This is a genomic window from Natronorubrum aibiense (assembly GCF_009392895.1).
GTDB lineage: Archaea > Halobacteriota > Halobacteria > Halobacteriales > Natrialbaceae > Natronorubrum > Natronorubrum aibiense.
This window is the reverse complement of the sequence record NZ_CP045488.1, coordinates 127339-144612: the sequence shown is the minus strand read 5'-3', so window position 1 is coordinate 144612 and position 17274 is coordinate 127339. Positions and strand designations below refer to the sequence as shown.

The 17274-nt window shown below is 62.6% G+C and carries 21 protein-coding genes; 12 read left to right on the top strand and 9 right to left on the bottom strand.

Features of this window, described 5'->3' with window-relative positions; genetic code table 11:
• Window positions 1-16: 16 nt before the first annotated feature.
• Entirely contained in the window at window positions 17-1249 is a 1233-nt protein-coding gene (locus GCU68_RS00765) for an HD domain-containing protein (RefSeq protein ID WP_152938570.1), read from the top strand.
• 15 nt (window positions 1250-1264) lie between these two features.
• Here the strand turns inward: GCU68_RS00765 and GCU68_RS00760 are convergent, their stop codons facing one another.
• From GCU68_RS00760 to GCU68_RS00750, 3 genes are all read right to left on the bottom strand, one after another.
• On the bottom strand, window positions 1265-1756 hold the full coding sequence (locus GCU68_RS00760; RefSeq protein WP_152938569.1) for a thiol-disulfide oxidoreductase DCC family protein: 492 nt from the start codon (window positions 1754-1756) through the stop codon (window positions 1265-1267).
• A 70-nt stretch (window positions 1757-1826) separates the two neighbouring features.
• Entirely contained in the window at window positions 1827-2201 is a 375-nt protein-coding gene (locus GCU68_RS00755) for a 2Fe-2S iron-sulfur cluster-binding protein (protein WP_152938568.1), read from the bottom strand.
• An 84-nt stretch (window positions 2202-2285) separates the two neighbouring features.
• A complete protein-coding gene (locus GCU68_RS00750; RefSeq protein WP_152938567.1) occupies window positions 2286-3053 on the bottom strand; it encodes an SDR family NAD(P)-dependent oxidoreductase in 768 nt (255 codons plus the stop codon).
• A gap of 116 nt (window positions 3054-3169) precedes the next feature.
• Between GCU68_RS00750 and GCU68_RS00745 the strand changes: the two genes are divergently transcribed.
• On the top strand, window positions 3170-3940 hold the full coding sequence (locus GCU68_RS00745) for an NAD-dependent epimerase/dehydratase family protein (RefSeq protein WP_152938566.1): 771 nt from the start codon (window positions 3170-3172) through the stop codon (window positions 3938-3940).
• 96 nt (window positions 3941-4036) lie between these two features.
• Window positions 4037-4249 (top strand): DUF7535 family protein, encoded by a 213-nt coding sequence (locus GCU68_RS00740; RefSeq protein WP_152938565.1) that lies wholly within the window; start codon window positions 4037-4039, stop codon window positions 4247-4249.
• Window positions 4250-4262: 13 nt separating this feature from the next.
• On the opposite strand, the gene GCU68_RS00735 is transcribed toward GCU68_RS00740, so the two are convergent.
• The 3 genes from GCU68_RS00735 to GCU68_RS00725 form a co-directional block, all read right to left on the bottom strand.
• Window positions 4263-5270, bottom strand: coding sequence for a glutathione S-transferase family protein (locus GCU68_RS00735; protein WP_152938564.1), 1008 nt, complete (start codon window positions 5268-5270; stop codon window positions 4263-4265).
• 110 nt (window positions 5271-5380) lie between these two features.
• Window positions 5381-5785 carry a DUF7344 domain-containing protein gene (locus GCU68_RS21550; protein WP_227014896.1) on the bottom strand — a complete coding sequence of 135 codons (405 nt, stop codon included), beginning with the start codon at window positions 5783-5785 and terminating at the stop codon, window positions 5381-5383.
• A 57-nt stretch (window positions 5786-5842) separates the two neighbouring features.
• Window positions 5843-6499 carry a helix-turn-helix domain-containing protein gene (locus GCU68_RS00725; protein WP_152938563.1) on the bottom strand — a complete coding sequence of 219 codons (657 nt, stop codon included), beginning with the start codon at window positions 6497-6499 and terminating at the stop codon, window positions 5843-5845.
• A 190-nt stretch (window positions 6500-6689) separates the two neighbouring features.
• Between GCU68_RS00725 and GCU68_RS00720 the strand changes: the two genes are divergently transcribed.
• The 4 genes from GCU68_RS00720 to GCU68_RS00710 all read left to right on the top strand — a co-directional run bounded on the left by GCU68_RS00720 (window position 6690) and on the right by GCU68_RS00710 (window position 8456).
• Window positions 6690-7331: a helix-turn-helix domain-containing protein gene (locus GCU68_RS00720; RefSeq protein WP_152938562.1), complete on the top strand. Its 642-nt coding sequence runs from the start codon at window positions 6690-6692 to the stop codon at window positions 7329-7331.
• 72 nt (window positions 7332-7403) lie between these two features.
• On the top strand, window positions 7404-7757 hold the full coding sequence (locus GCU68_RS21045) for a HalOD1 output domain-containing protein (protein ID WP_227014895.1): 354 nt from the start codon (window positions 7404-7406) through the stop codon (window positions 7755-7757).
• Complete coding sequence (locus GCU68_RS00715; protein ID WP_152938561.1) at window positions 7754-7939, top strand: hypothetical protein; 186 nt, start codon at window positions 7754-7756, stop codon at window positions 7937-7939. The genes GCU68_RS21045 and GCU68_RS00715 overlap by 4 nt, the downstream gene beginning before the upstream one ends.
• Window positions 7940-8084: 145 nt before the next feature.
• A complete protein-coding gene (locus GCU68_RS00710; protein WP_152938560.1) occupies window positions 8085-8456 on the top strand; it encodes a hypothetical protein in 372 nt (123 codons plus the stop codon).
• A 147-nt stretch (window positions 8457-8603) separates the two neighbouring features.
• Here GCU68_RS00710 and GCU68_RS00705 read toward each other — a convergent pair whose 3' ends face one another.
• Window positions 8604-9572, bottom strand: a complete 969-nt coding sequence (locus GCU68_RS00705; RefSeq protein WP_152938559.1) for a calcium/sodium antiporter — start codon at window positions 9570-9572, stop codon at window positions 8604-8606.
• A gap of 192 nt (window positions 9573-9764) precedes the next feature.
• Between GCU68_RS00705 and GCU68_RS00700 the strand changes: the two genes are divergently transcribed.
• The 3 genes from GCU68_RS00700 (at window position 9765) to GCU68_RS00690 (ending at window position 12741) form a co-directional block, all read left to right on the top strand.
• A complete protein-coding gene (locus tag GCU68_RS00700; protein ID WP_152938558.1) occupies window positions 9765-11336 on the top strand; it encodes a Na+/H+ antiporter NhaC family protein in 1572 nt (523 codons plus the stop codon).
• Window positions 11333-11608, top strand: a complete 276-nt coding sequence (locus GCU68_RS00695) for a DUF7513 family protein (RefSeq protein ID WP_152938557.1) — start codon at window positions 11333-11335, stop codon at window positions 11606-11608. The genes GCU68_RS00700 and GCU68_RS00695 overlap by 4 nt, the downstream gene beginning before the upstream one ends.
• An 80-nt stretch (window positions 11609-11688) precedes the next feature.
• Complete coding sequence (locus GCU68_RS00690; RefSeq protein ID WP_152938556.1) at window positions 11689-12741, top strand: DNA methyltransferase; 1053 nt, start codon at window positions 11689-11691, stop codon at window positions 12739-12741.
• A 323-nt stretch (window positions 12742-13064) separates the two neighbouring features.
• On the opposite strand, the gene GCU68_RS00685 is transcribed toward GCU68_RS00690, so the two are convergent.
• Window positions 13065-13727, bottom strand: a complete 663-nt coding sequence (locus GCU68_RS00685) for a potassium channel family protein (protein WP_152938555.1) — start codon at window positions 13725-13727, stop codon at window positions 13065-13067.
• Window positions 13728-13908: 181 nt separating this feature from the next.
• Window positions 13909-15228: a glycerate kinase type-2 family protein gene (locus tag GCU68_RS00680; RefSeq protein ID WP_152938554.1), complete on the bottom strand. Its 1320-nt coding sequence runs from the start codon at window positions 15226-15228 to the stop codon at window positions 13909-13911.
• A gap of 288 nt (window positions 15229-15516) precedes the next feature.
• Here GCU68_RS00680 and GCU68_RS00675 point away from each other — a divergent pair, with 288 nt between their 5' ends.
• A complete protein-coding gene (locus GCU68_RS00675) occupies window positions 15517-16929 on the top strand; it encodes an NCS2 family permease (RefSeq protein ID WP_152938553.1) in 1413 nt (470 codons plus the stop codon).
• 86 nt (window positions 16930-17015) lie between these two features.
• On the top strand, window positions 17016-17273 hold the full coding sequence (locus tag GCU68_RS00670; protein ID WP_152938552.1) for a glutaredoxin family protein: 258 nt from the start codon (window positions 17016-17018) through the stop codon (window positions 17271-17273).
• The last annotated feature ends 1 nt before the right edge of the window (window position 17274 follow it).

Sequence of the window (17274 nt, the reverse complement as noted above, 5' to 3'; positions counted from 1 at the left end):
GCGCCGAACTGACGGTATGAAAACGATCAAGGACAGCGTCCACGACCACATTCGGATCGACGGCGTAGCGCGTGACCTTCTCGATACGCCCGAGCTACAGCGACTTCGTAACATCCGCCAACTGGGAACCGTCTCGCTGGTCTATCCCTCGGCTAACCACACCCGGTTCGAGCACAGCCTCGGCGTCTATCACCTCGCGTGTGAAGCCCTCGAGTATCTCGGTATCGACGGGAGACAGGCCGAACGCGTCCACGCGGCGGCGCTGCTACACGACGTCGGCCATGGCCCGTTCAGCCACAATTTGGAGTCGCTGACTCATCGCCGGACGGGACGGTATCACGACGACGTCCACGAGCTGTTAGCCGACGGCGCGGTCGGGGACGTCCTACGGGACCACGACATAGAGCCGGCAGCGGTTGCGGATCTCGTGGCTGGCGAGGGCCGATTCGGACAACTCGTCTCGGGCGAACTCGACGTCGACCGGATGGACTATCTCGTCCGGGACGCCCACCACACGGGCGTTCCCTACGGCACGATCGATCACGGCCGGCTGATCCGAGAACTGACCTTCGTCGACGGCGAACTCGTCTTAGACGAGGGCAACGTCCAGGCCGCAGAGAGCCTGTTGGTCGCGCGGGCGCTGATGAACCCAACCGTCTACAGCCACAGCGTCGCCCGGATCAGCAAGGCGATGCTTCGACGGGGGGCCGAACGGCTGCTCGAGTCGCCACACAACGAGGTCGACGCTGCTCGACTCCAGCGGATGGACGACCACGACCTGATCGCCGCCCTCCGTTCGTGTCCGGCGACGGATGCGTTCTCGAGACGGTTGGACCAGCGCGATCTGTTCAAGCGGGCGGTGTGGGCCGAAATCGACGACGTCCCCGGCGGGATCATCGAGGCAGACCACGAGTCGATCCGGGCGTTCGAGCGCGAGATCGCTGACGAGGCTGGCGTCGAACCCGAGTGTGTGATCCTCGACGTCCCGAGTCGACCCTCGATGACGGAGTCGACATCGCGCGTGATCGTCAACGGCGACGTTCGGCGACTCGGCGAGCAGTCGCCGCTGGTCGACGCCCTTCGGGCGGCCCAGTACTCCCAGTGGCGACTCGGCGTCTACTCGCCAGCGGCCCTCCGCGAACAGGTCGGCCGTGCCGCCGTCGACGTCCTCGGCCTCGACATCGACGGCGCGCTGGTTAGCGAGGTGCGAGACGGACTGGACGCGACGCTGGATCAGTTCGTCGACTAACGGTTCGCTCGGCGCTCAACTGTCGGTTTCGTCCCGAAGATCCCACTCGCGGTCGCTCGAGCCAGCGCCGGACGGGACGTGCGTCCGACTCGCTTCGGCCGCGAGGTCGTCGAACAGCGCCGCGGCATCGTCAGCGAGCGGGTAGTCGCCGTGATAGGGATCGATCTCGCGGTCCCCACCGACGACGAACTGGATCGCGTCCGCGACGCGCTCGTAGTTCTCGTCGACGATATCCTGAACGAGGGTGGGCATGCCGGCCCGACGGCAGAGTTCGCCGGCCGCCGCCCGACCGGCCCAGACCCGTTCGGCCTCGCCATCGACGAAAAACAGCGCGAACGGCGGCTTGCCGAACTGGACCTCGAGAAACGCCTGAGCAGCCGGGTCGTTCCAGGCGACGGCGCCGACGGTCTCGAGTTGGCGCATCGCGGTCGAGGCGGCCGAACAGAACGGACAGTCGCCATCGTAGAGTAAGACGCCAGTCACTGGCGGCGCATCTGTAGCCGTCATCGGGTCGTCTCGAGCGTCCACGTCATCCCTTGAAAGCGTTGTGTGCACCTCTGTCGGTGATGCGGAGTTGCTACCGGAGCTTCGACCGCCCCGGCGGCTTGTCGTGGTCGGCGCGATGTTCGAGCATGGCCCCGTACTGTTCGACTTCGAGGACGAGGTCCGACCGCGGCTGGGCAACGCAGGTGAGCACGAAGCCGGCAGCCTCGTCTTCGGGATAGTATCGCTTCGCGTGAGAGTGGTCGACCTCGCCCTCGAGGAGCCGCGCCCCACAGGTAATACACCATCCTTGCTGGCAGTCCGCCGAGAGCCAGATCCCTGCGTCCCGGGCGGCGGCGAGGACGAACTCGTCTTCGCGAACCGCAATCGTTCGTGACTCGCCTGCTTGCTCGAGGTCGGCGTCGTCCGGTACTCGGAGTTCGACCTCCCAGGTCGTCGCGTCTGTCACGGGCCGTCTACGGTCGCTCGAGCGAAAAGGGCTGTGCCGGCCTGTTCAATGGCGAAGACAGATGCGATCGAGAATCGGATCGTCTCAGTACCAGGCTCCGCCCGACGAGACGTTGATGTCCTGGCCGGTGACGTGACGAGAACTCGGCCCCGCAAGCTGTCGTGCCGTTTCAGCCACTTCCTCGGGTGGAACCAACTCGTTCATGGCGAAGCTCTCGAGGAGTTCGTCTTTGACGTCTTCGGCGTCGATGCCGCGCTCGTCGGCCTGTCGCTCGAAGACGTTCCTGATGCGCTCGCCCTCGACTGGCCCCGGACAGATCGCGTTCACCGTGACGCTGCCGCCGAACTCGAACGCCAGCGCACGCGTGAGTCCGATCACGCCCATCTTCGAGGCGGCGTAGGGCGTCCGGTTCGGATACGGGCGCTTGCCGCCGATCGAGGAGATGTTGATGATGCTTCCGGCGGCCGACTCCCGGAAGTGTGGGGCCGCTTCACGGACCGTTCGCACCATCCCGACGACGTTCACGTCGAGCGTCTCGAGCCACTCCTCGTCCGTCGTCCGTTCGACGGGTGCGGTCGGACCGGCGATGCCGGCGTTGTTCACGAGACAGTCTAGACCGCCGAACGCGTCGACGGTGGCGTCGACCGCGTCGGCGACCGATTCGGAGTCGGTGACGTCGGTTTCGACCGCGAGCGTTCGCTCCGGTGCGTCGATCAACTCCGCGGTTTCGTCGATCCCGTCGCTTCGCGCCGCGAGCGCGACGTTCGCGCCCGCCTCGGCGAACGTGATGGCGATTTCGCGGCCGAGTCCCTGGCTCGCTCCCGTCACGAATGCTGTGGTACCGTCAAGCATACTCAAGCCGTCGAAGAAGATCACTAAAAACGTTCCTGCCGCGGATGCCCTCGAGTCGGCGGAAAGCCGGAACGCGCCGGCCCGAGCTATTTCCGTTCCGTTGATGTCGTCCGCCCATGACCGATATCGCCATCACCGGGGCGACTGGCCGCGTCGGCAGCGAGGCTATCGAGGCGCTGTCGGACGCGACCCTGACGCTTTTTTCTCACAGCGAACCTGAGAACCTGGACGCGAAACCGCTCGAGATCGCGGATCGAGCGGCGTTTGTCGACGCGCTCGAGGGACAGGACGTCTTGCTCCATCTCGCGGCCAACCCGAACCCGCGCGCCGAGTGGGATTCGCTTTCCGGGCCGAATATCGAGGGCGTCTACAACGCCTACGCGGCCGCCGTCGAGAACGACCTCGAGCGCGTCGTTTTCGCGAGTTCGAACCACGCGGTGAACATGAACAATACGGTCTCGCCGCTCCGGCCGGAGTCGACGGTCAGCACACCGACGGTCGTCCACCCTGACGACCCGATGGACCCGGACACCTACTACGGCGTCACCAAGGTCTTCGGCGAGGCAATGGGCGACTATTACGCGACCCGGCACGGACTGGACGTGGTCAATCTGCGAATCGGCTGGCTGCTCTCACCCGACGAACTCAGAGCGGAGTGTAACGACCGCGACGCCGCCGGCGAGCGATACGCCCGCGCGATGTGGCTCAGTCCCGAGGATTGCCGGCGGGTGATCGACGCCGCCGTGACGACGACGCTCGAATCGAATCCTACGACTGCCCACGGTATCTCGGATAACTCCGAACGGTTTCTCTCGCTGTCGGAGACGATGCTCGAATTGAACTACCGGCCACAGGACGACTCGGCCGCCGTCCTCGACGGCGAGTAGACGACACTCGAGACAGGCTCTCGAATCTCGGACGGGCGCTGGACTGTCGGTCGAAAAACCGTAAGGTCGATTACTGCTAGATTCGTACTGAGACACATGTCTACAAAAGTAGCCGACTCGACGGGCTACGGGCCGAACTTCCAGATGTCGGCGTTCGGGTACATTATGGCGGGGATTCTGGTACTCGTACTGCTGCCGTTGCTCCCAGTGGCGATCCCGGCGTACGTTCTCTGGCGGGTGTTCGCCGCGGACGAACCCGAACATAGCTTCGAGTCGTGGCACAGCGGTCGCTCATCGAACGGATCGTAACGGCTCCGCTTTTTCAATCGTCGGCGCTGGATGGAGCCAGTGCCGACGGCGGCCCGCCCGGCAGGTCGTCGCGGTCGTGTGGCGCGTCGAACGCAAGGTCAGGACCACGAGCGACGATCCGGTGTGGATTCACGCTCGGATGGGTCGTGTAATAGTGTTCTTTGATGTGGGCCATGTTCACCGTCTCGGCGATGCCTGGCGTCTGATACAGATCACGAAGATACGGCCAGAGGTGTTCGTACTCCCGGATGTACTGGACGTTACACATGAAGTGTGTGTGATAGACGGTGTCGAATCTGACGAGTGTCGTGAACATCGCGACGTCGGCCTCCGTCAGCCGGTCGCCAGCGAGATAGCGCTGGTCGGCTAACACGTCGTCCCAGTGCTCGAGCGCCTCGAAGAGGTCGTCGATCGCCGCGTCGTACGGCGCTTGATCGGTCGCGAAACCGGCCCGGTAGACGCCGTTGTTGATCGGTTCGTAGATGGCCTCGAGGATTCGATCGATCTCTTCTCGATACCTCTCCGGGTAGAGATTCACGTCGTGCGTCGTGAGGTCACCGAACGCCGTGGAGAACATCCGCATGATCTCCTTGGATTCGTTGTTGACGATCGTCTCCTGTTCGGTGTCCCACAGCACCGGCACCGTCACGCGACAGGTCGCGTTTGGGTCCGCCTCAACGTACAGTTCGCGGAGGTAGTCGGCGTCACGGATGTGGTCGCGCGTACAGCCGTCCTTCCCTGGGGTAAACTGCCAGCCGTCGTCGCCGCGGTAGGGGTCGACAACCGATACCGAAATGATGTCCTCGAGGCCCAGAAGCGCCCGCGCCACGAGCGTGCGGTGGGCCCACGGGCAGGCGTAGGAGACGTAGAGGTGGTACCGGCCGGCTTCGGGCTGGAAGTCGGCGTCGGGATCGTCCCGGATCCAGTCGCGAAACGGCGTCTCCTGACGCTCGAACGAGCCATCGTCGCCGGTCGTCTCGTATGCGTCGGTTCGCCATTCTCCGTCGACGAGCATGTTCATACTACTCGTAGGGGTTGGCGGACACAAATGATCTCGCTAACACTCGTGTTACCGCCGAACGAGTCGTCGAGACGGGTCCGAACCCGGTAGCCAAGCCGACCGCTACGAACTCACTCACGTGCGACGTACGACTCGATCGCCGTGAGCAGCTCCTGGCTCGGTTCACCGGTGACGTTCCGGACCTGATCCGTTTCGGTATCGTGGACGATCATTCCGCACGCATCCAGTTTTGGGAGATGGATATGATGGAGTGCGGTGCGAACGCGTTGTCGATGTTCGTCGGCCGACTGGTCCCCGTTTTGTACATGCTCGGCAACCCGTTCTATAAGTGTAGAAACCGCCATCACTTCCGAATCCGTGTGGTTCAGTATTCGAAGGACGGCCCGGCGGTGTTCGTGAGCGACGATCGAGAGGGCCACATCAGGAGAGGTCGATCGCCCTCGCTCGACTGTATTGGTCGTCGCAACATCTTCGGCGTTCAACCGGTCTGCTCTCGACGTATGATCCATACCCATCTAGTACCTCGCTAGCTTGGTGTCCTTTTGGCATGGTTCACAATGGAACTACGTATGTTACGTCCCCGAATCTGACGGAAATAGTGTGTGCGTGGTGAGCGCCACGATTGCACGGCGGAGTCGTTCCGTCACGGCCTGATCAGAAATCTCGAGTTCGTCCGCGAGCTCCTTGGTCGTACAGCCTCTCGGAATATCGTAGTACCCATTCTGTACGGCGAGCGTAATCGCTTCACGTTGGGGATCGCTCAAGCCATACCACGGGCCGGCGTCCGGTTTCGTTGGGTTATACACGCGAGTTACCTCCAACGAGACCTGCGCATCTTCACAGTGTGTCGTAAACTCGCTTAGGGCGTTGTGGTCGGGAAATCGCAGCTCGAAATCCCACTTCTTGGGTGTTCCGATGGCACTCAACAACTGTCCGTTATGCTCGCTAATGCCGTTGAAAACGTGATCCTGATTCGCATCCCAATCGAGCGTAAAGAGTGTTCGGTCGTCGAATTCGTCAACCGCCGATGTGTTGCTGACAGTCGGATGGCGTTGGACGGATTCGACGAACGAGTCCCGTGTCGAGTTATGGATCCAGAAGAGTGGAACGGTGGCTTCACCGATCGGGACGAGACTCTCGAGTTCGATAGATGTGATCCCCTCAACACGGAGAATCCGTCCGAGTTCGAAGTCAGCAGATGAGATCCGAAATTCTGCAATTACGCTCATTACTTGCTCGTGCCAGCTTGATTGGCCATGGCCGTACAAAATGGGGTGGCCTGATACACCATGCTTACGCACAACCAGCAGGCAACTGCTCGCTTTTATGCGGTCTGGTGTCACTGTGTTCCGGCTACCGAGATCGAGGCTTGATACACCACCCACGTGGGTTATCGGCCCTCGAGATGAATCGGTCGACATGGCTACCGTGATGGAGTTTACGAGTCCGGCAGACGAGTTTCCACTGGGAACGGTCTTCGAAAACCTGCCGGGGGTGACGATCGAACTCGAGCGACTTATTCCGCACGAGACCCTCATAATCCCGTATTTTTGGGTCCGCGGCGCGGAGGCCGGGGACATCGAAGCCGCGTTCGAAGCCCATGCTGGCGTGGTCAGCATTAACCTCATCGACAGCGTTGAAAACGAGTATCTCATGCGTGCGGAGTGGGAAGAACGGTACTTCGGCATCCTGAGCGCGCTTGCCCAGGCCAACATCGCCGTTCTCTCGGGGGTCGGGACGAAAGACGGATGGGACTTCGAGGTCCGCGGTGAGAGTCGCGAGGCGATCAGCGAGTTTCGGACCAACTGCCAGAACCATGACATTCCCATCGAGATCACTGTCGTCCACGCGTTGCTGCCAATTCAGGGCGACAGCTACGAGCTAACTGACACCCAGCGAGAAGCGCTGGTGTTGGCCTACGAACGCGGCTACTTTGATTCACCACGTGAAGTATCACTCGAGGATATCGCTGACGAACTCGGAATTACTCAACAGTCGCTTTCGTCTCGACTCAGACGCGGGCACCGACGGCTCATTGCCGGGACGCTCATCAGCCAGTAGGGTATTAATACCCTCTGTATAATCAGTAGCCCTGTTAAACCGAGTCTGGCCGCTAAACCGATGTAGAATAGCATGACAGCCAGCATAGCCAGTGTCGAGTTGGAATCGCTCGAGTGCTCTCGAGAGTCAGAAACGTATCGTTCCCGGTACAATCAAGACTCAACGTCTACAAGCATCGCCGTTGTCGCAGCGATAATAAACATTCTGGGCGTCGATCCGCTCGAACTGGACCAACTCAACTACACGGTCGAAACCGATGCCCTCGATAAACTCGGACGGGGTCAGGGGACGCCGAACGGAGCCGTCGACATCTCGTTTGCGTTCGAAGGATACGCGATAACCGTGTCCAGCAACGGAGTGGTGGCAATCTCACCACCGGCCCACGAACGAACAGCCATCCGGGACACAGGAGCCACGAACGAATGACCACCGAAGAGACAGCACTCTCGTCCGAAGCGGAGTTAAATGCCGAACTGAAGGCACTCCTTCGTCGGGCCCACTCCAACGGGATCGACGTCGAAGGGGGATGGGAATGTCGAAACGGTACCGAACACCCGGACTGGGACGTGATCGTTACCGAAGTAGAGAAAAACGGCGAATCGGAGTGACTCGCATCGAGCAGTTGCGATTCTGGCACGTCGCTGACATTGACAACTGTCGAACGGAACGGGCTGACGGATACGTGTTTCGGGCACCCACATCGAGATCGCTGTGGGAGCGTGTTTTATCCCATTCACGCCCGTGTTCCACTGTATGGCAGATACGAAAAAGGGCCGAGACAAGCAAGCTCGTGACGCAGATGACCGCCAGCGGGAGCGGGAACTCACAGAGGCACGTGATCGCGCCGACGAAGCCGAGCCACCATTCGACGAAGGGGATACCGTAGACGAGACGGACGAATCGCTCGAGTCGTCTCGAGAGTGTCATCGCCGAGGCTGCACCGAACCGGCGGCGTTTGTCGTCGTCGAACGGTATCAGGAAGAAACCGGCCACGGCGCCGTTGAAGCACGGGCCGTCTTGTGTCACGAGCATACTGCCGAGGAGAGCCCTGTGAACCTCGACAGCACCGACGAAGATTACCTGTTTCGTATCCACCCCCTCTCGGAGGCAGAGACAGCGAAGTGAGGAGTCGATGAGATTTTCCGTCGAAGTCAGCAGTGACGATCAACAGCGGTCCAGCGCCACGTTGTTCGCGGCCGATTTCGGTCTGCACACCCTGTAGGCCTGCTTTCTGTAACACGGTGGTGGCAGCGACAATGCGACGTCACACGCTCATACGACAGCACTCGCGAGCCAGTATCCGGCCCCGACCACGACGAGGACGACGCCCTCGAGTCGGGTCACGCGGCGTCCGGTCGCGATGAGCACCGTGGCGATGGCAGTCAGCGCGAGCAACCACACCAGACTGGGGAAGACGGCCGGATCGACCGCTGTCGGGCGAACGAGTGCGGCGAGTCCAAGCACGCCGAGGAGGTTGAACACGTTCGAGCCGATGACGTTCCCTGCCGCGATCGTGACGTCGCCCTGCCGTGTGGCGACGACCGAGGTGACGAGTTCCGGCAGCGAGGTTCCCGCGGCGACGACCGTCACCCCGACGAGCCACGCCGAGACGCCGAGCGAGAGCGCGATCGCCGTCGCCGAATCGACCAGCACCCGGCCACCCACGACGACGAGAACGAGTCCGACGAGGAGGCGACCGATCTCGCGACGGAAATCGACGTGCGTATCGACGGCTACCGTATCCGGTTCGGGAATGGTGCCGTCGCTCGAGGAGTCGGTCGCTGGCGACCGCCGAGCTGCGATGCCGAGCGCGGCAATATACCCTACCAACAGGGAGACGAGGACGGCACCCTCGAGTCGCGACACGACGCGATTGGCGAGGGTGAGCGCGGCGATGACGGTTGCCCCGCCCATCGCGACTGCATCGCGTCGGAGCAACGTCTCCGTGACGCGAAACGGCGCTAACACGGCGACGAGCCCGAGAATAAGCCCGATATTGAACACGTTCGAGCCGACGACGTTGCCGACTGAGACGTCGCCCTGTCCTTCGAGAGCCGCCGTCGCAGAAACGGCGATTTCGGGCGCGGAGGTGCCGAAGGCGACGACGGTGAGACCGATGATCAGCGGCGAGATACCGGCCGCAGCGGCGAGTCTCGAGGCTGCGTCGACGAGCCATCGGGCACCGAGCCAGAGGGCGAGTATACCGACACTAAGCAACGCGACGTTCTCGGCGAGAACCATCTAGATGCTTTGTCCCCCGGACGCGACAAAAAGCGTCGGGTCGGTGTGGCAGCCGGACCTGTTGGAAGCGTTACCAAATCTACCCGTCAAAACGGCCATCGAGGTCCGCTCTAGCGGTCGGCTATCGTTCCGCAGTCGGGGTGTTGCGAAGACTTATCAATGAGGGTTTGATTATACGTATAGTGTCTTCAGATGAGTAGTACTAGTGATGATTCAACCGATGGTGACCCGACCGACGCATTCGTACAGGGCACCAGTGATGAAGCGCCACGAATAACGTTTTACGGCGGTCGCGGGATGAGTGCGTTCCCGATCGCGTTTTTCATCGTCTGGGCGATCGCTCAGACCGCGTTCTGGCGGATTTCCGACGAAGGCGGACTGGTCGTCGGTATTTTGCTCGGACTGATCCTCGGGATGTTCTTCGTCCGTGGAGACTGGAAAACGTACGCGAATACGATCTTCGAAGGGATGACCCAACCCGTCGCGGTAACGGCCATCGTCGCCTGGATCTGGGCCGGCATGTTCGCCCAACTGCTCCAAGATGGCGGCTTCGTCGACGGACTGGTCTGGCTGGCCGACGTCGGCGGCATCGGCGCGACGCTGTTCCCGGCGATAACGTTCGTCCTCGCGGCCCTGTTTACGACCGGGATCGGGACGGGATACGGCTCCGCGATCGCGTTCGTTACCCTGTTTTTCCCCGCCGGTATCCTGCTCGGGGCCAACCCCGTCTTGTTGTTCGGCGCGATCCTCTCGGGGTCGATCTTCGGTGACAACCTCGCGCCCGTCAGCGACACCACGATCGTCAGCGCCGTCACGCAGGATTCGGACATCGGGGGCGTCGTCGCCTCCCGATTCAAGTACGTAGTCATCGCCGCGATCATCGCGTTCGCTGGCTACCTCGTCGCCGGTCAATTCATGCCCGGCCTCGAGATCGGCGGCGATGCGCGAGAACTGCTCGTCGCCGAGAGCGAACCGATCGGCCTCGTGCACCTCGTCTCGATGGGCGTCGTGATCGGCACCGCAGTCGCCGGACGACACATCGTCGAGGCGATCTCGTGGGGTATCGTCGTCGCGGCCGTCTCGAGTCTCGCACTCGGCCTGATCTCGCTCGGCGACATCGTCATGTTCAACGCACCCCCGGACGCACCGCTCGCCGAACCGCTCGAGTTCCTGCCGATTCTAACGATCGTCGAGGACCCCAACGCGGTCTCCGTCGGCGGCAGCCTCATCACTGGCGCGTCCGGCTTCTTCGAACTCGCGATTCTCGTCTTGCTGATCATCGCTGCGGCGCAGATCATGATCCGCGGTGGTGCGTTTCAGGCGATTCTGGACTGGTCGATCGACAACCTCGCGACGAACGTTCGCAACGCCGAACTCACGATGGTCGGTTCCTCGGCGCTGATCAACGCCGTCATTACGATCAACACGGCCGCAGAGGTCGCGATCGGGCCGTACATCTCGAAGATCGGCGAACGGTTCAACCTGAACGGCTACCGGCGGGCGAACATCTTGGACGGCCAGACTGCCGCGCTTGGCTACATCTTCCCGTGGTCCGGCGGTGTCCTCGCCGGCTATTCGGCGATGCAGGAGTTGCCTGCCCAGTACGACTGGTTCTCCACCGACATGCTCGTGACGCCGATCGACGTCGTTCCGTTCGTCTTCCAGGGATGGCTGTTGGTCGCCGTCTTCGTCGTCGCCGCGATCACCGGCTTCGGCCGTGAATATATTACCGACCGCGAAACCGAGGAGGTGGCACGAGTATGAGCCTCTTTACGAAGTACTTCAAAGGCTGGAAACTGCGCACGACGACCCCATCGTTCGACGTGGGTGAGGAAATCGACGTCTTCGTCGCGGAATCGAACAGCGACGGTGACGGCCACGCCTACATCGGCGACACGCACCTGATCATCGAAGGTGCTGGGCCGCAAACCGTCGAGAAACGCGTTCGCGTCCGGATTACCGAGTTCGACGAAACGAACGCGACCGGCCGCGGCGACTTCGTCAAGGTCGTCGGCGAAAGCTCCTATACCGGCTAACCGATCAGCGGTCTGTTTTCGGCCGAGAGTGACACACTCGAGAGCCACGAATTTAAGCCCCCGCGGTAGTCACTCGAGATATGGCAGACGACGGGGACCGGCATCGACAGAGTCGCTTGGTGACGGACGAAGACGGCGCGTTCGACGCCGAACGCGCCCGCGACGAGTCCCTTCCGGTTGAGGATGGCGAACTGGTCGACACCGATTCGCTCGCCGACCACCAGCGCTACATCGAGGGGCGGGGGATCTACGACGAGCGAAACCGGGTGAACGATCTCACGGGCAAGGAGTGGAAGTACGCGACGAAATCCGTCCTCGCGGAGGGGTATCCCCCAGCCGTCCAGCACGATCTGCGCAGCGAACACGGCGGCCAGAAGCCGCCGCGACTCTGTGCCGAACTGATCGGCCGGTTCAGCAAGGCCGGCGATACCGTCCTCGACCCGTTCGCCGGCGTCGGCGGCACCTTACTCGGCGCGAGTTTCTGCGAACACGAGGGGACTGGGCTCCGGGACGCGATCGGGTTCGAACGCAACGAGCGCTGGATCGAGATCTACGAGACCGTCCTCGAGCACGAAAACGAGGAGCGACGAGCGCGCGGCGAGGCGCCGCTTGCCGAACAGGAGCTGCGCCACGGCGACTGTGCAGATTTGATCGAGTCGATCGGCGACGACAGCGTCGACCTGTTGCTGACGGACGTTCCCTACTGGCACATGGACGAACTCGAGCAGACGCGAAACGAACGGGAGACACGCGAGAGTAAACTCGGGGCATTCGACGTCGACGACGCCGACAGTGACGGTACTGAGGAGACGGCTCCCGACGGTGCGACACAGACCAAAGCCGAGTGGCTGGCCGACATGGCCGAGAAGTTCGACCGGTTTACCGACGCGGTCACACCGGATGGCCATCTGGTCGTCTTCATCGGCGACATGTACCGCGACCAGTCCTACGAGTTCCTCTCGGCTGATCTCGCACGCGCGATCGAGTCGACCGCCCCGGTGACGCTCGCGGCGAACCTGATCTGGTACGACCCCACGAAAGACCTCCACGTCTACGGCTATCCCTTCTCGTTCGTCCCATCGATGGTTCACCAAAACGTCCTCGTCTTCCGACTCGAGGACGAGCGAAACTGACGGTCTGACCTCCGTCATTCGACTGTCTGACGCGGTTTTATTAGATTCTATGGTGTCGGAATAATTGGCGCGCACTGGCGGAGACCTCCCCATCCCACTCTATCCACCCACTCGCGCGCCAGCAAATCTCCCATTCCCACTCCCACTTTCGGTTCCACTCCCACTTTTGAGTCCCCTGAAACTGCCTCCGACCAGCGTCGGGTCGCCGTGCAAGCACCGCTACAGTAGCCACAGGCAGTGCAGACTCGATCGCACGATGTCCGTCGATGCTATTTAGAGCTCAGTTGGCTCGGTGCTGTAGAACTGACTGACGGTGGTCCGTCTCAGGCCGTCGCGGGCAACAGCCGTCGCCGGACTTCATCCGCCCGCGAGGCTTCGGTGATCACCGCGACTTCGTCGCCGACCTCGAGTTCCGTCCCCGGTAGCGGAATCGTCAGTGGCTCGCGTTCACGGCCGTGGGCGTAGATGCGTGCACTCTCGGGAAGGTCGAGTTCGCTCATCCGTTTGCCGACGGCAGGCGAGCCCTCGGTGATCTCGAGGACGGTCAGTTGCAGGTTCTCGGCGAGATCGGCGACGACGTTGAAGTCGCCACCGAGCATCGCCGTCTTGGCACCCGCAGCGCCGAGTCGTTCGGGATAGATGATCTCGTCGACGTCCTCGGCGTATTTTTCGTAGATGTCCTCGCGGTAGTCTTCGTCGATTCGCAAGACCGTTCGACAGCCGTGATGGGTGCCGACCATACAGGCTGCGAAGTTGACGTTGAGATCGGGTGTGAACGCGCCGATTGCGTCGGCAGTTTCGATCCCCGCGTCGACGAGCACCGATTCGTCAGCGCCGTCGCCATGGATCGCGTCGAGCCCGTCCGACCGGGCCCGTTCGACGCGGTCGAGATCGTTGTCGACGACGACGGTCTCGTGGCCCTCTTCGGCGACGATGCGTGCCGTCCGGGAGCCGACTCGGCCATACCCCACGATGACAATTCTCATGGGACAGTGATACACCCTCCGAGGTAAAATAGACTGTGGGCAGACCGGATCGAGAACGCGACGAGACTAGGGTGGTGACAGGAGATACCCGACAGTGCCGACCGCTGAGTGACGGGTCCGGCGACTCGAGCGAGCGGTCGCTCCGGAAGTGACTTCCAGTAGACCGTCTCGGGTGACCGTGTTACTCGACGACGATCACCCGCAGATCGTTCAGATTCGTGCCGGTCGGCCCAGTCTTGACGAGTCCGTTCCGCTCGGTGAGGAACGGGTAGACGTCGTTGTCCGCGAGCGCTGCTCGAACCCGCGCAGCTTCGTCGACGGTTCCGTCGTCGACGATCCCGCCTGCAGCATCGCTCGAGCCGTCGATTCCGTCGGTGTCGACAGCGGCGACGGTGAGTCCGGCCTCGAGCGAAAGCGCTGCGCTCGTCGCGAACTCCTGGTTCGGTCCGCCCGTGCCGTCGCCGGCGACCGTCACCGTCGTCTCGCCACCCGACAGGAGCACGGCTGGCGGTGAGATCGGCATCCCCGTCGCCAGTGCTTCTTCACCGATAGCGACGTGGGTCGTCGCCGCCTCGCGGGCCTCACCGCGAACCCGCGAGGAGAGGATGAGCGGCTCGTAGCCCTGCTCGGCGGCGACGTCGGCGGCGGCCTCAAGGACGGTCATGCCGTCGGCGACGATATGGTTCGAAACCCGATCGAAGACGGGGTCGTCGGGACCTGGCGTTTCCGAAATCGCGCCGGCCGCGCCGCGCTCGAGGCGATCGGCGACCGCAGCAGGAACGTCGATATCGTAGCGGTCGACGACTGCGAGCGCGTCGTCGAACGTCGATTCGTCGGGCGCGACGGGGCCGCTCGCGATCACGCTCAGGTCGTTGCCGACGACATCACTGAGTACGACGGAGACGACCGTCGCCGGAGCGAGCCGGCGAGCGAGCTGGCCACCTTTCAGCGCCGAACAGTGCTTGCGGACGGCGTTGATCTCGTGGATGTCGGCCCCGCTCTCGAGTAACGCGTCGGTGGTTGTCTGCAGGTCGTCGAGGGAGACGTCGCCCGCGGGTGCGGCCATGAGCGCACTCCCGCCGCCGGTGATCGCCGCCAGCACGAGCGTTCGCTCGTCCGCCGCGTCGGCGGCCGCGAGCAGTCGGCGCGTCCCCTCGACGCCGCGCTCGCTCGGGACGGGATGGTCGCCTTCGCGGACGGCGACGGTGTCGAGGTCGGTCGGGTCGTCCGTGACGACGACACCACGGGCGATCCGGTCGCCGAGAACGGCCTCGAGCGCCGCAGTGACGTGGGCAGCGGCGTTGCCACCCCCGAGGACGACGAGTTCGTCGTACGCGTCGAGGTCGTAGCTCGCGTCGGCCACGCGAAGGGTCTCCCCCTCGAGTGCGACCGCATCGCGGACGACAGCTCGAGGATGACCCGCCTCGATCCCCGCCTCGACGCAGGCGAGGGCAGCGTCGCGCGCGTCGGTCGTCGCCAACTGGTCTCGGTGCTCGATCACGCACGATCACCCGGACGGTTCGGGAGAGTTCGACCGTGACCGGTTGGCAGTCGCTCGACTGACTCGGTGGCGGACGGGTTCCCGTTTTTGAAAGCCATACGGGAGCATGACGCTGAAGCTGCTAAAATCAGCGGGTCCTGACAGTTTAGCGAGCTCGGCTCGAGCGATTCGCAGTTCACGTTGATAGATGCCACCATGGAAGGTACAATACACGAACATGAACAGCTATCTGGCGGACTCGGACGGGAACTTTTAACTAATCGGTCTTGCTATGCTCGAGCGTCCAATATGGGGATGTCCGATACGCTCGAGGAGTATTTCGGGGTTGCTGAACACGGCTCCGACACAAGCACCGAAGTCGTTGCGGGGATCACGACGTTCCTCGCGATGTCGTACATTATTCTCGTCAATCCGTTCATTCTGGCTGACGCGATCGAAATTCCGGGATACAGCTATCTCGAGGTCGTCCAGATGGTCGCCATCGGGACGATCATCGCCTCGGTCGTCGCGATTCTCGTGATGGCGTTTTACGCGAACCGTCCGTTCGGACTCGCACCGGGGATGGGGTTGAACGTCTTTTTCGCGTACACGGTCGTTATCGGGCTGGGGATTCCGTGGGAGACGGCGCTCGCAGCGGTGTTCGTCGAAGGGATCATCTTCATCGCGATCACCGCCGTCGGCGCTCGCGAGTACGTGATTCGCCTGTTCCCCGAGCCAGTGAAGTTCTCGGTGGGGGCCGGGATCGGGATCTTCCTGCTGTTTATCGGCCTCCTCGAGATGTCCATCGTCGTTCCCGATCCGGATACGGCGGTCACGCTGGGGAACCTTGCGACCGACCCGGCGGCGCTGCTCGGCTTGTTCGGCTTGCTCCTGACGTTCGTGCTCTGGGCGCGCGGGATCACCGGCTCGATCATCATCGGGATCGTCAGCACCACGGTCATCGGGTGGCTCACGTACCTGTCGGGAATCGCCGGGTCGTCGGTGCTGCCGGCGGCGCTCGTCGGCGAGGACGGCGGCCTCTCGTTTGCGGTCGTCACGTCGCCGCAGTACGACATCTCGCCGTTGCTGTTCGCGTTCGCCGACGGTCTCCGCGACGTCGATCCGCTGACGTTCACGCTGGTCGTGTTCACGTTCTTCTTCGTCGACTTTTTCGACACCGCCGGCACGCTCATCGGCGTCTCCCAGTTCGGCGGCTTTCTCGACGAGGACGGCAACCTCCCCGACATCGACAAGCCGTTGATGGCTGACGCCGTCGGCACGACCGTCGGCGCGATGGTCGGGACGTCGACCGTCACGACGTACGTCGAGTCCTCGACCGGCGTCGAGGAGGGTGGCCGAACGGGATTGACCGCGCTCGTCGTCGGCGTGCTCTTTTTCATTACGCTCGCGCTGATCCCGCTGATCGCGATGATTCCGGCTTATGCGTCGTTCATCGCGCTGGTCGTCGTCGGTATCATCATGCTCGAGGGCGTTCTCGACGTCGACTGGAACGATCCGGCATGGGCGGTTTCTGCCGGACTGACGATCACGATCATGCCGCTTACCTACTCGATCGCGAACGGCCTCGCAGCCGGGATCATGAGCTATCCCGTGATCAAGGCCGCCACGGGTGAGTTCGACGACGTTCGCCTCGGTCAGTGGGTGATGGCGGTCGTACTCGTCGGCTACTTCTACGTCTACACCAGCGGCATGCTCGGTTAATCCGGCCACATCACGCCGCCCGTTGTGGCTACGCCTCGCCGCAACCACTGCGTTCTTACGACTCGAGGCCTGATCTCTCGTCGATTATGGCCGACATCACGCTGTACGATCTCCCCGGCTGTCCGTTCTGTGGGATGGTGCGCTCGAAACTCGACGAACTCGACCTCGAGTACGACACGATCGAGGTACCACGCGCACATAGCGAGCGGACCGAAGTCGAAGCCGTCAGCGGACAAACTGGCGTCCCCGTCATCACCGACGAAAAGCAGGGTATCGAGGGCATGCCCGAGAGTAGCGACATCGTCGCCTACCTAGAAGAGACGTACGGTGAGAACGGGGCGTAAC